Origin of the sequence: Bacillus sp. IS1 (assembly GCF_032461585.1) — a bacterium.
Taxonomy (GTDB): Bacteria; Bacillota; Bacilli; order Bacillales; family Bacillaceae; genus Bacillus; species Bacillus velezensis.
On record NZ_JAWCWR010000004.1, the window covers coordinates 207,148 to 220,246 of the forward strand.

The following is a 13,099-nucleotide window of genomic DNA, read 5'->3' on the forward strand; positions in this document are numbered from 1 at the left end:
AAAAAAGGCGGAAGCCATAATAAACAAAACTCAAAAAACGGCCCGAAGAATAAAACAAGCGGAAGCGCTAACGGGCAGAACGGATACCACTAGAAAGAAGCCGCCTGACTCAGATCAGGCGGCTTTTTTATGAGGCCGGAAAAGAATGGGATTCGGATGCGGGACTGTGCTTTGTTTTCCCGAAGACGAGCGCAAGCCAAATACAGACCAGAATCACCGTAATAAAGTAAAACAAGTTGGCGCTTTCAAACCGCTGCATATACCAGCCGCCCGCCACCGGGCCGATCATGCTGCCGAGGCTGAAGGAAATGCCGCAGAGCAGATTGCCCGCCGGCAGCAGATGGGACGGCAGCAGGTCGCTCATATAGCTGATGCCGAGGGAAAACATACTGCCGACCGCCATTCCCGCCGTGAAAAAGCAGCAGCCGATGACAGAAGGCGACGGAAACAGTCCGGCCGTCAAAAAGCAAAGGGCACCCGTTAATAAGATGACGAGCAGGACACGTTTTCTCCCGAATCGATCGCTTAATAAACCGAGAGGGAACTGGAATACAATACTTCCGATAGCAAAAGCGGGCAATATCAGCGCGACGGCATCAACGGATATGCCTAAACGCAGGGCGTACACGGGAAAGCTTCCGTTCAGCGCCGTTTCTAAAAAACCGTACCCGAAAGCCGGGAGAAAAGCGACCCAGCCGAAAAGAAGGGCGCGGTAAAACCGTTTTGCGCTGTTATCCCCGGATGTTTCATCCGGACCTTGCGCCGGGTACTCGTTACGTAAGGCAAACACAAACAGCCAGGCGGCAAGACTGATACAGCCGGATACGATAAACGGAAGGGAAGGACTTGTTTTCACAAGAGGGACCATGAACGGGCCGACAGCGAATCCAAGCCCGAAGGACAGTCCGTACAGCGAAATGTTTCTTCCTCTGTTTCGGGGCGTTGACTTTGACGTCACCCACGTTTGGGTTGAAAAATGCAGCATATGATCCCCGATTCCGATAAGCAGCCGCAGAAAAAACCATAACCATATGGATTGAAGCCAAATAAAACTGAATAAGCTGATGATAACAAGAAATCCGCCCATGACCATCAGAGGTTTGAATCCGAGCTTGCGCAGCGGGGCCTCCATAAACGGCGACGCCAGAAGCACACCGATATAAAGGCCGGTTGCGTGAAGTCCGTTTATGGCTGCGGATTCTCCGTTCGTTTCAAAAATGACGGAGATCACCGGCAGAAGCATGCCTTGGGAAAATCCGGAGATGGAAACAAGCAGAACCAAAATAAAGAAGTACAGTCGTGACATCGCGTATTTCTCCTTCTTCAGTATCTTTCTTGATCGTACACGGATTTGTCGCGTCCGGCAACCTGAAAATGCCAATTCGGGCTGCCGCGGAAGTGTAATTGAGGGAGTTTTTGAGAAGGATATAAAAAGACTCATTCGAAAAAAGGAGCCAGGCAGATATGAATCGGATTTTTTTCTTTACGGCTGCGGCGGGAGTGCCGCTTTCAGTCATCGGCGGCCTGATGCACTGGCCGTCAGCGGTTTTGTTTATTATTTATTGCTTGACGATTATTGCGCTTGCAAGTTATATGGGGAGAGCGACCGAATCTCTTGCTATTATCGCGGGACCGCGGATCGGCGGTCTGCTGAATGCCACGTTCGGCAATGCGGTAGAGCTGATTATATCGCTTTTTGCCTTAAAAGAAGGGCTGACGGGCATCGTGCTTGCTTCACTGACCGGTTCGGTGCTCGGCAATCTTCTGCTCGTCGCGGGACTGTCGTTTTTTATCGGCGGTTTGAAATACAAGCGGCAGGAATTCAATATTCATGATGCCCGGCATAATTCTGGCCTGCTGATTTTTGCCATTATCGTAGCTTTTGTCATTCCCGAAGTGTTTTCCATGGATATGGGGGAAAAAAACAAGCTTGATTTGAGTGTCGGCATCAGCATCATCATGATCCTTTTGTACGTGGCAGCTCTTTATTTCAAGCTCGTCACCCACCGCGGTGTTTATCAGCCGAATCAGCCGGAGGCAAAGGAAGAAGAGGAGCAGCCTGAGTGGTCGGGGAAAAGAGCGACAGCCGTCTTATTTATTTCAACAATTATCGTCGCCTACATATCTGAAAACCTTGTCCATACGTTTCATGCGGTGGCTGAACAGTTCGGCTGGAGCGAGCTGTTTATCGGAGTGATTATCGTGGCAATCGTCGGAAATGCCGCAGAGCATGCGTCGGCGATTATTATGGCATACAAAGACAAAATGGATGTCGCCGTTGAAATCGCGGTAGGCTCGACTTTGCAGATCGCCATGTTTGTGGCCCCGGTTCTTGTGATCTGTTCCATCTTTTTTCCGGTCAATATGCCGCTTGTATTCACATTGCCCGAGCTTGTCGCGATGATATCATCCGTCCTTTTGATGACGATGATTTCAAATGACGGTGATTCGAACTGGTTTGAGGGGGCTACTCTCCTTGCCGCTTATGTCATCATGGCGATCGGTTTTTTCCTGCTTTAACCTGTAAAAAATGCGGATAACAACGATTGCGGAGGAAAAGACTAAAGGAAAATGCTATAGAAAGAGTGATATGATGAGAAAGCTGTTTCATGCCACACTGATTCTGCTGTTATCCTTTAGTTTTTTCGCAACGCCGTCTGCCGGTGCAAAAAAACCGTTTAAAGTTCCCAACTCTGTCGTAAGCATTTCAAAGGAAAATACGTATCCGAATGCTTCACAGGACCAGCCGATGCTTCAGCCGAGCAAACTGGCGAAGGAATTGTTAGATACATCCGAGATCAACATCGAAAATCCGCATCTGATAAAGATGCTGAATGAATCCTCGGTTTCCGGTTCACCGCTTGCCATCGGATACCGGGCGACAATATTTCTCGGGAAATGGGCGCTCGGCTATCAATCGAACGAAACGGTCGCCAACTGGGAATATAAAAAAATCAACACAAACAGAGCGGATAACCGGGGCGGACAGCAAACCGCGGTTATCTCATACGCCCAAGAACAGCAATACAAAATCAAAGGCGGGCTCACAGCGAAGGTGCCGAACGCAGAAGACGTAAAAAGCATGATGATGCAAAAGGCGATGAAGAAAACAAAACTGCCGCTCGCGTTTGAAACGGTTATCGGCGCAGGCACAAAACGGGATCAAACCTACAAAATTTCTCCGCAGCGGCTCGGCTACCTGCACGCCTACGCTCCGGCCGTTAATGAAAAAGGAAAAGTAACATACGGTGAAGTGTATTTGGTGCTGAAAGGCAGCAAGCGGAAACTTGTCGTCAAAAATGTGACTTCGCAAGGAATCGGGGCTTGGATTCCGGTGCAGGATCATGTCACATTCGGTTTTCAAACGACAGCGCAGCCGAGATAAATAAAAAAAGCTGATTCCGGTTCGGGAATCAGCTTTTTTGTGTGTGATACATTTCCTCAAGCAATTGAACATTGTTGTTGTACAGCTCCCGGGCAAGAACGCGTCTCACCGCAAGGCTTGCCGAGAAGTATTCTGTGTCTTGAACCATGCCTTTGACGGTAAATTCTATGCCTCTCGTCAATTTGTTCAGGCTCATGATTCCATGCACTTGAAACGGCTCCGTCGCATTGAGAAATTCATCCCGCTTCAGTGAATCGCGAAGCTCATCATTGAGCATGTCACACGCTTTTTCTAAGACGGCATAGACCCGCTCGGGATCTTCCTTGTAACTGATCACGACGGACTCGGTAATCCGCATATAATCAATGTTATAGTTTTGAAGCTGTCTGACCTCACCGTTAGATATGGTAAGCAGCTTGCCGGTCCACTCACGGATCTGGAGGGAACGGAGTCCGATTTCTTCCACTGTGCCGTTGAACAGATTGTTAATCGTCACGTAATCGCCTTTATGCAGCTGGCGTTCATATATTAAAAAGATACCGGCCAAAATGTCCTTGATTAACGACTGGGCGCCGAAACCGATAACGATACCGGCAACGCCCGCCCCGGCTAAAATTCGGCCGAAATCATGAACAAATAAAGAAATGACGTAAAAGATAAAACCGATCGTCGCCGTATACTGGGTGATGGACCGGACGAGGCTCTCAATCGTCTTCCCTTTCCGTTCCTCTAAGAAATCCGTGCGTTTAAATAACACCTGGACAAAGCGGTTGATCAGAAAAACACCGGCGTAAAGCACGAGAGCGACGATGATGATCTCAACCACTTTGCTTTTCAAAATGTCCGTAATTGTCGTTTCCATCTTCTGTTAACCTCTGGCTTTTCGTAATGAAAAATCCGTGTCCTGATAATAACTGTTTTTGACAAGGACGTTCGGGCCGAGGCACCGGACGTTTGTGCAGCGGCAGTTCAGCTCTTTGCTCAGCTTCGTCTGTCTCCACTTGTCATATGCTTCAGGAAGGCTGTCTGTTTTAATATTGCCGAGCGGCGGTGTATCGCCGAAATCCGTGACAATGATATTTCCGTCAAAAATGTTGACATTCAGGCGGGAGCGGCCGTCAGGGTCGTTTCGCACCGTAACGTTTTTCGCTTCCCGCAGGCGGCGGAGGAGCTTCTGGTCTTCTTCATCAGGGCTGCATGCGTAAAACGGGAGCGTACCGAACAGCATCCATGTCTCTTCATCGCGAATGTCGAGCAGATGATGAATAGCCTGTCTCATGTCCGTCAGGCTGAGTGATTCAAGCGCGCTGGCGAAATCACTCGGATACATCGGATGGACTTCGTGCCGCTGGCATTTCATTTCTTCGGTAATCTGCCGGTGAATATGTTCGATATGCGGCAGTGTCCGTTTGTTCAGCATCGTTTCCGCTGAAACCATTACACCTGCTTCGACCAGCGTGCGGCTGTTTTCAATCATTTTGTCAAAATAGCGCGCCCGCTGTTCAAATGTCGGTTTCTTCTCCATCATCGCAAATCCGATGTCGGCAAAGTCCTCGACCGTTCCCCAGTTGTGAGAAATGTGAAGAACGTCCAAATAAGGAATAATCCGTTCGTAGCGCCCGATATCAAGCGTCAGGTTTGAATTGATCTGTGTGCGCACGCCGCGTTCATGCGCATATTTCAAAAGCGGGACGACGTATTCCTTTACCGATTTCAGCGAAAGCATCGGTTCGCCGCCCGTAATGCTGATAGAGCGTAACAGAGGAATTTCATCAAGCCGCTTTAATAAAAGGTCGATCGGCAGCGCATTCGGGTCTTTCGGCTGGAGCGTGTACCCGACGGCGCAGTGCTCGCATCGCATATTGCACAAAGTCGTCGTTGTGAATTCAACGTTCGTCAGTTTCATATCTCCATACTGGTCGACATCCATGTACGCTTCCCAAGGATCGTACTCCGGTGTGATCGGACGCAGTGTTGTGTTTTGTGTCATGACTATCTAACTCCTTTATAAATGGGGCATACTAACGTCTGCCAACTGTTAATTTTAGACCTGATCTGCCAAGATCGCAAGTAGCGGAACCATTGAAAAACGGCAAAAAATACGCTACCATTATAAAAAATGAATGGAGTGGAAGTATGGGGAATGCAGTAAACAGCAAAGATCAGCAGCTCGATTACTTAAAGAACAGACTCGATATGTTTATGAATGTCATTGATTCATTAGACCCTGAATCAACGGACGTTGAAGATATAGACCGGCTCATCGGCATGCTTGATGATCTGGAAGCAAAATACGAACGCTTTAAAAAGGATTGGGAATAAACCCCGGCGGATGCCGGGGTTTTTCTTTTTCCATAATGCGGCTGTATAAAAGGGCAGGGCCTACTGCAAAATAAGGAAAAATGCAGAAGGAGTGCTGGTCATGAAATGGTTTTGTTCAATTTGCTGCATGGCCGTTTTACTTGCGGGAGGCATAAACAGCGCAGAGGCCGTTCCGAATGAACGGATAAACTGGGGCTTTAAACGCAGCGTCAATCATCAGCCGCCGGATGCCGGCAGACAGCTGGACAATCTGGTCAAAAAATATGATGCTTTTTATTTGGGCAATACGAAAGAAAAGACCATCTATTTAACGTTTGATAACGGATATGAAAATGGGTACACCCCGAAAGTGCTTGATGTGTTAAAAAAACATCACGTCACGGGCACTTTTTTTGTCACGGGTCATTTTGTGAAAGAGCAGCCTGATTTGATTAAACGGATGTCAAAGGAAGGCCATATCATCGGCAATCATTCTTTTCATCATCCTGATCTGACGACAAAAACGGGCGATCAGATTCAAGACGAACTCGATTCTGTCACGGAAGCTGTGTACAACATTACCGGAAAGCGGGACAATCTGTATCTCCGTCCGCCGCGCGGCGTGTTCAGCGAATATGTCCTCAAAGAAACGAAGCGCCTCGGCTACCAAACCGTTTTCTGGTCCGTCGCATTTGTCGACTGGAAGGTTAACGAGCAAAAAGGGAAACAATACGCCTATGATCACATGATAAAGCAGGCGCATCCCGGCGCGATCTACCTTCTTCACACCGTTTCAAAGGACAATTCAGAAGCTCTGGACGATGCCATTACCGATTTGAAAAAAGAAGGCTACACGTTTAAAAGCATTGATGACCTGATGTTTGAGAAAGAAATGAAGCTGCCGCGCCTGTAGAAAACACCTCTCCTGGTAATGGAGAGGTGTTATTTTGTTATTTTAAGCTTTTAATCAGTGCAGCCCAATCCAGATCCCCGAAGCCTTGTGCGATCCCGCTTTCAAAATGGCTCTTGGCCAGCTCGGCAAGAGGGAGTTTTGCGGAGACCTGTTCAGCGGCGGCGAGCGCCAGATTGGTATCCTTGAGCCCTAAAGACATTTTGAAGCCGGCCGGCTCAAATTTCTCCTCAGCCATCATGGTTCCGTAATTTTGATAGACGGGAGAGCCAAAGAGTGCGCCGGCGATTTCTAAAAATTGTTTTTGTTCTAACCCGAACTTCTCCATCATTAAGAATGATTCAGATAACGCCTCCAGCATGGACACGAGCAAGAAATTGATGCTGATTTTCGCGGCATTGGCCGTTTTTGTTTCTTCACCAGTGTCAAATACTTGCTGACTCAGGATGTTAAGCAGCGGTTCGGCCTTTTTCTTCGCTTCTGCCGGTCCGGCTGTGATGATGTGGAGTTCGGCCTTCTCAGCGGCATCGGGGCGGCCGAGGACGGGAGCGGCGATAAAGAACTGCCCTCTGCCCGAATGTGCGGCGGAAAGCTGTTCTGACAGCGCTGTACTGATCGTGCTCATCGAAATATGAATGCCGTTTTCAGATAACCCGGCAATAATGCCGCAAGCTCCGAAAGTCACGTCTGTTACGGCTTCATCGTCTGACAGCATGGACAGCACGATATCTGCATGTTCAGCTGCCTGGCGGGGCGTTTCGGCATATTCGGCCCCTTTTTCCAGCAGGTCAGCCGCTTTTTCTTTCGTCCGGTTATATACAGTCAGACTGTATCCGGCTTTCATGATATTTTCGGCGATGGGGCGGCCCATATTGCCGAGTCCGACGATGGCGATCTTCATTTCACAGTCCCTCCAATGAAAAGTTTTCCACCATTATACATGCAAAATGGTTAATCTGCTGTGTACAGGATTGCCACTTTCAGTTCAGGTTCGGAAGACCATCCGGAGTCTGAGGCGGCTTTCCCCTTATAAAATCCGGTAAATCGGGTTTTGATGATTGTTTTTGAACGGGGTTTTACAGTGAATGTTTTTGATTTGAATGTGACGTCCTTTATGTTTTCTGATAAATCCGGGGTGACAGAAATGGTTTGTTCCCCTTTTCCGTAATGATTGATATAAAGCGTGCAGCTCATGCCCGCTCTTTTTCGCTCAACCAAATGACTGCATTCGCTGCGGTGCTTCAAATATTCGACAGCCTCTTTTTCGGGCGCGAACTGTTTTAAGGAAAAAGCGGCATATTCAGTGGCGGGACTGATACCGGAAGCGGCCCCCATACTGAGAAAGATCAGAAACAGCCCCGCCGCGGGAAGCGTCCGCCTGAACGCGGCGGCACACCAGATTAACGCCGCAAAGTAAAGCACGACCCCGGGAATGACGGAGATATGGGCTCCATCTTCCGGCCAAGAGGAAAAGCCGAGCAACTCAAAGATGTAATCAGACACCGTACGGCCGTTATACAGCGGGGCAATGGACATGACACTGAAAGCCAGGAGGACAGAAGAAATGATTTTGTGAGAAAGGATGGTAACGGCGCACACCTCTTTACGTTTTTTTCCAGACTATCATGTTTTCTCAAAAAAAAGAACAGCCGGCAGCCGTTCTTACTTGAAAATATTAAACCAGCCTTTGCGGGCGAACCAAAACAGCATGGCGCCCACAAGGACGGCCATTACGCCCAAAACGATAAAATAGCCGTATTTCCAATGAAGCTCAGGCATGTTATCGAAATTCATGCCGTAAACCCCCGCGATGAACGTCAGCGGGATAAAAATGGTCGAGACGATAGTTAATGTCATCATAATGGCGTTCATCCGGTTTGAATTCAGCGTCACATAGCTGTCCCGCAAATCTGACGTCATATCACGGTTTGACTCGATCAGCTCAGCCAGTTTTAACAGGTGGTCATAAATATCGCTGAAATACGCCTTCGTTTCACGGCTTTCTTTTACATGGTCAAGGCTCAAAATCCGGTACATTAAATCGCGCATCGGAATGATCGTCCGCCTCAGGTTCAAAAGATCAGTCCGCAATTCAAACACTTCATTCATTAAAGTGCCGTAAGATTTATGGGTTCTGCTGTCTTCAATTTCATTCAGCCGGTCTTCAATTTTGTACAGCACGGGGAAATATTCATCGACAAGCTGATCCATAATCATATAAGTGATGTGCCCGGGCCCTTTTTTGGCTAATCCCGGAGAAGCGAAAAACCGATCTCTCACCTTTGAGACGCCGGGCGATTCGTGCAAATGGAAGCTGACGATGAAACGGTCGGACTGAAAAATGTCCACCTCTTCCATTTCCAGTGTGTCCGGGTTCAAGGCGTGGAGCACATAAAAACGGTAGCCGTCATAATGGTCGATTTTCGGCCGCTGCATGTGCTGAAAGCAATCCTCGATCGCAAGCGGATGAAAGTGAAAATAATCCCGCAGCAGCTCGATTTCATGCATCTCAGCGCCGAAAAAATCAACCCAGTACCATGCGATGTCCGGTTGTTCTGTACGTGATAGGGGGATATTATCTAATATCTCATTATGTGTTGTGATTGCGGTTATATGTATCATAAACAACCCTCCGCCTGCCATTATATCATGCGGCGTTATGAAGAAAAGTATACGAATTGCCGCCAGGCCGCTTCATGATATACTTGGACAAAAAGGGGTGGAGCATATGTGGAAGGAAACGGTTTCGGTCACGCCGCCGTATCATTTTGATAAAGTACTTGAAAGGCTGTCGCTCGATCCGCTGAATGCGGTCGATCTTCATGCAAGATCAATCAAAGTGCCGCTCAGAACACGGGACGGCAAACTGTCCGTCATCACGGTTCAAGGGGAAGGCACCGCCGCAGACCCGGTTTTCCTCGTCAGCGGAGAAACGGACCGCGAGGAGATGATTGAACGGATCAAACACATTTTTCAGTGGGAGCAGCCGCTTCAGCCTGTGCTTGATCATTTCTCAAAAACAAATCTGTCGGCGCTTTTTGAGGAGCATGCGGGAACCCCGCTCGTCTTGGAGTATGACGTCTACAACTGTCTCATGAAATGCATCATCCACCAGCAGCTCAACCTTTCCTTCGCTTTTACTTTAACGGAACGGTTCGTCCATGCCTTCGGTGAACAAAAAGACGGCGTCTGGTGCTATCCCGAGCCGAAAACGATCGCGGCGCTTGATTATCAGGACTTGCGGGAGCTCCAGTTCAGCATGAGAAAAGCGGAATATGCGATTGACATTTCACGGATGATTGCAGACGGGGCGCTCAATCTGGCGGAACTTACCCATTTATCGGATGAAGACATTATGAAAAAGCTGATCGCCATCAGAGGCATCGGCCCGTGGACCGTCCAAAACGTCCTCATGTTCGGTCTCGGCCGCCCGAATCTGTTTCCTTTGGCGGACATCGGCCTGCAAAACGCCGTCAAACGCCGCTTCGCCCTAGAGGATAAACCGTCAAAAGACGTAATGCTCCAGGTAAGCAGCGAATGGGCGCCGTATTTAAGCTATGCGTCCTTGTACTTGTGGAGAAGCATTGAATGATGAGGATTTTTGGAAACTTCCAGTGAAAAACATGAAGGAACCGCCGGCTGCATGTTATACTGAAAAGATGTGATATTTCAAATCAGCCGTTTTCCCATGAGGAAGGCTTTATATAGAAACGGAGAGAAAAAAACGTGAATCAACATCAAAAAAAGGCGCCTGCCGAATTGAAAATCGGACAGACATTTCCGCTGACCATCAAACGTCTCGGCATTAACGGAGAGGGCGTCGGCTATTTTAAGAAAAAAGTTGTCTTCGTTCCCGGCGCTCTGCCCGGTGAAGAAGTCGTTGCCGAAGCGACAAATGTGCAGCCGAAATTTTCAGAAGCACGCGTCAAAAAAATCCGCAAGCCGTCTGAACACCGCGTCACGCCGCCATGCCCGGTCTACGACCAGTGCGGCGGCTGTCAGCTTCAGCATCTGGCATACACCCAGCAGCTTCGCGAAAAACGCGACATCGTCATTCAGTCTCTGGAACGTCATACGAGATTCAATGTCGAAGAAATGAACATTAAAGATACGATCGGAATGGACAACCCTTGGAATTACCGGAACAAAAGCCAGTTCCAAGTCGGACGCTCGCAAAGCGGCAGCATCATTGCCGGCTTATACGGACTTGATTCCCATAAAATCGTTCCGATTAAGGAATGCATTGTCCAGCATCCGGCAACAAACAAAACAACGGGTATCGTCCGCCGTATTTTGGAAAAACACAACGTATCTGTTTATAACGAACGGACCAAAAAAGGCGATGTCCGCACCATCGTGACGAGAGTCGGTTTTGAAACAGGCGAAGTGCAGGTCGTGCTTGTCACCGCTAAAGAGACACTGCCGAATAAAGATGAGATCGTCAAAGCCATTCAGAATCGGCTGCCGGAAGTGAAATCGATTATTCAAAACGTCAATGGCGCGCGCACATCCGTCATTTTCGGTGACAAAACAAAAGCGCTGGCCGGAAGCCATGCCATTCAAGAAGTGCTCGGTGACGTGTCATTTGAACTGAGCGCCCGCGCCTTCTTCCAGCTCAACCCTGAGCAGACGGTTAAGCTGTATGACGAAGTGAAACAAGCGGCTCAGCTGACAGGAAAAGAAAAAGTCGTAGACGCGTATTGCGGCGTCGGTACGATCGGCATGTGGGTTTCAAGCGGCGCAAAAGAGATCCGCGGCATGGACGTCATTAAAGAATCAATTGACGATGCGAAGAAAAACGCCAAAAAACACGGCATCAAAAACGCGGCATATGTCACAGGAACAGCCGAACACTGGCTCCCGAAATGGACGAAAGAAGGCTTCCGCCCTGACGTGGTCATCGTCGACCCGCCGAGAACGGGCTGTGACAGAACATTTTTAGATACCATCAAAAAAGTAAAACCGAAACGCTTCGTCTACGTATCCTGCAATCCTTCCACATTGGCGAAAGACTTGCAGACGCTGTCGAAGGACTATCGCGTCGAATATATTCAGCCTGTTGATATGTTTCCGCAGACGGCTCATGTAGAAGCCGTGGCGAAGCTTGTTTTGAAATCGTCTAACTAAAATAAACAATTCGTAATCAGACCTGGATTTCGGTATAAACATTTCCGATTTCCGGGTCTTTTTCATGTTTTGCCCTTGTCCTGACTGTTTTTTGTCTTTATTTAACTGATAAAAAGAGTTGAAAAAACGTATGGAAAAGCAAGTGAAAAACAGCCAAGCAGGCTGCTTTCTATTAACACTTTCTTTTTTCCGTTTGGAAACGGCATTACAGACAAAATATGAAGATCTTGTTGTGAACCAGAAGCAATAACAAGTCGTTCAAGTTCCGTGAATACTTGTAATTCCCGTTAATATTTTGTAAACTCCTTTCTTAAAGAATACTATTAGCAATAGTTGTAATAAATGATAAAAAGGAGGTGGAATTGAATAAGAGATGTATTGGAACTTCAACAACTGTTTGAAGGTTCTGATGTAGAAGCTGCAAAAGGCAAAGGTGGCTTACTTTAATGTATAACGTATTAGCATTACAACAATTAAATAATAGCGCCGAGGCGGAATCGTAAGTGATAACAACTATTACAGTAATACCTGCGATGGTTATATCCTTAATAAGTAATTATCGCGACAATCATGCTTCATCATATAATGATGTTAGATTGACACTTGGCTAAAAAGTATTGCAGAAAAGGAAATGGATAATGAAATGGGTAAAGTATATAAAAAAAGTTGGTTTCTCACGGTTTTGGCATTTTTAGTTTCACAGCTTTATTTTAATTTTGCAGAATTAACGGGATGGGGTCCTAATTATAGAGAAATGAATGGATTCCCAGCAAACATAGCTGAACTGGATTTCTTTCAAACATATCTTTCATTCTATGATAATCCATGGTTTAATATTGTCACTGTTTTCTTGGGGGTTTTCACTGTTATACAAATAATCACAGGTATAACAAAGGATATTCGAAATGAAAGCAATAACTTCTGATGCCTTATTTAATGATGAAAGAAAATGAACACTTTCTTATTAATCTTATGAGTGAGGACTGCGGCACTTAGTCAGCAGTCTATTTTATTGGTTCTGGATCAGGATTACCGAATCGTAATCTTATACAAACATATATAGGTGATTGTATAAAGATATTAACATAAGGGGTTTGAAAGCCAATCGACCCTTAGTACATATACTGTATAGAGCCAGAAGCCACTTGTTGCGTTGGTTATTTCTAAACCATGAGCAAATCTCAAATGGTCCAGATTGAAGTTTTGAATTCTTTTAAGTTCGAGTTTATTTTCTCTTCCCATCCCCTTACTCCATACCATCCCCAACTCATTTTGCTTAATCATATTATTTCTTGAAATTCGTTTTCCGCAAATGATATTGAGATACGGATATGGTGCAGCGTTAAATATTTTATCTTCGATAACAGGACAATTAT

The 13,099-nt window shown here is 47.0% G+C and carries 13 protein-coding genes; 7 read left to right on the top strand and 6 right to left on the bottom strand.

Annotated elements, in window-relative coordinates:
* Positions 1 to 127 precede the first annotated feature (127 nt).
* On the bottom strand, positions 128 to 1,306 hold the full coding sequence (locus RUW00_RS16325; RefSeq protein WP_029974039.1) for an MFS transporter: 1,179 nt from the start codon (positions 1,304 to 1,306) through the stop codon (positions 128 to 130).
* A gap of 158 nt (positions 1,307 to 1,464) precedes the next feature.
* Between RUW00_RS16325 and cax the strand changes: the two genes are divergently transcribed.
* Positions 1,465 to 2,520 carry a calcium/proton exchanger gene (gene cax, locus RUW00_RS16330; protein WP_007408511.1) on the top strand — a complete coding sequence of 352 codons (1,056 nt, stop codon included), beginning with the start codon at positions 1,465 to 1,467 and terminating at the stop codon, positions 2,518 to 2,520.
* Positions 2,521 to 2,590: 70 nt separating this feature from the next.
* Positions 2,591 to 3,385 (top strand): YfkD famly protein, encoded by a 795-nt coding sequence (locus tag RUW00_RS16335; RefSeq protein ID WP_088056277.1) that lies wholly within the window; start codon positions 2,591 to 2,593, stop codon positions 3,383 to 3,385.
* A gap of 28 nt (positions 3,386 to 3,413) precedes the next feature.
* Here RUW00_RS16335 and RUW00_RS16340 read toward each other — a convergent pair whose 3' ends face one another.
* Together RUW00_RS16340 and yfkAB are read right to left on the bottom strand one after the other, a co-directional pair.
* Positions 3,414 to 4,247, bottom strand: coding sequence for a mechanosensitive ion channel family protein (locus RUW00_RS16340; RefSeq protein ID WP_095273227.1), 834 nt, complete (start codon positions 4,245 to 4,247; stop codon positions 3,414 to 3,416).
* A 6-nt stretch (positions 4,248 to 4,253) separates the two neighbouring features.
* The gene (yfkAB, locus tag RUW00_RS16345) at positions 4,254 to 5,375 is read right to left on the bottom strand and encodes a radical SAM/CxCxxxxC motif protein YfkAB (protein ID WP_032872324.1); all 1,122 of its coding nucleotides are present in this window, start codon (positions 5,373 to 5,375) and stop codon (positions 4,254 to 4,256) included.
* A gap of 146 nt (positions 5,376 to 5,521) precedes the next feature.
* On the opposite strand from yfkAB, the gene RUW00_RS16350 reads away from it, so the two are divergent.
* Together RUW00_RS16350 and pdaA are read left to right on the top strand one after the other, a co-directional pair.
* Positions 5,522 to 5,707 carry an SE1561 family protein gene (locus RUW00_RS16350; RefSeq protein WP_003155558.1) on the top strand — a complete coding sequence of 62 codons (186 nt, stop codon included), beginning with the start codon at positions 5,522 to 5,524 and terminating at the stop codon, positions 5,705 to 5,707.
* Positions 5,708 to 5,807: 100 nt separating this feature from the next.
* The gene (gene pdaA, locus RUW00_RS16355) at positions 5,808 to 6,599 is read left to right on the top strand and encodes a delta-lactam-biosynthetic de-N-acetylase (protein ID WP_003155556.1); all 792 of its coding nucleotides are present in this window, start codon (positions 5,808 to 5,810) and stop codon (positions 6,597 to 6,599) included.
* 37 nt (positions 6,600 to 6,636) lie between these two features.
* On the opposite strand, the gene RUW00_RS16360 is transcribed toward pdaA, so the two are convergent.
* The 3 genes from RUW00_RS16360 to corA all read right to left on the bottom strand — a co-directional run bounded on the left by RUW00_RS16360 (position 6,637) and on the right by corA (position 9,218).
* A complete protein-coding gene (locus tag RUW00_RS16360) occupies positions 6,637 to 7,497 on the bottom strand; it encodes an NAD(P)-dependent oxidoreductase (RefSeq protein ID WP_280144945.1) in 861 nt (286 codons plus the stop codon).
* Between the two features lie 50 nt (positions 7,498 to 7,547).
* Entirely contained in the window at positions 7,548 to 8,195 is a 648-nt protein-coding gene (locus tag RUW00_RS16365; RefSeq protein WP_043020672.1) for a hypothetical protein, read from the bottom strand.
* Between the two features lie 63 nt (positions 8,196 to 8,258).
* The gene (gene corA, locus RUW00_RS16370; RefSeq protein ID WP_280144946.1) at positions 8,259 to 9,218 is read right to left on the bottom strand and encodes a magnesium/cobalt transporter CorA; all 960 of its coding nucleotides are present in this window, start codon (positions 9,216 to 9,218) and stop codon (positions 8,259 to 8,261) included.
* A 106-nt stretch (positions 9,219 to 9,324) separates the two neighbouring features.
* Between corA and RUW00_RS16375 the strand changes: the two genes are divergently transcribed.
* From RUW00_RS16375 to RUW00_RS16390, 3 genes are all read left to right on the top strand, one after another.
* On the top strand, positions 9,325 to 10,188 hold the full coding sequence (locus RUW00_RS16375; protein WP_280144947.1) for a DNA-3-methyladenine glycosylase family protein: 864 nt from the start codon (positions 9,325 to 9,327) through the stop codon (positions 10,186 to 10,188).
* A gap of 134 nt (positions 10,189 to 10,322) precedes the next feature.
* On the top strand, positions 10,323 to 11,723 hold the full coding sequence (rlmD, locus tag RUW00_RS16380; protein ID WP_007408520.1) for a 23S rRNA (uracil(1939)-C(5))-methyltransferase RlmD: 1,401 nt from the start codon (positions 10,323 to 10,325) through the stop codon (positions 11,721 to 11,723).
* Between the two features lie 643 nt (positions 11,724 to 12,366).
* Positions 12,367 to 12,648, top strand: a complete 282-nt coding sequence (locus RUW00_RS16390; RefSeq protein ID WP_088056273.1) for a YfzA family protein — start codon at positions 12,367 to 12,369, stop codon at positions 12,646 to 12,648.
* Positions 12,649 to 13,099: the final 451 nt, after the last annotated feature.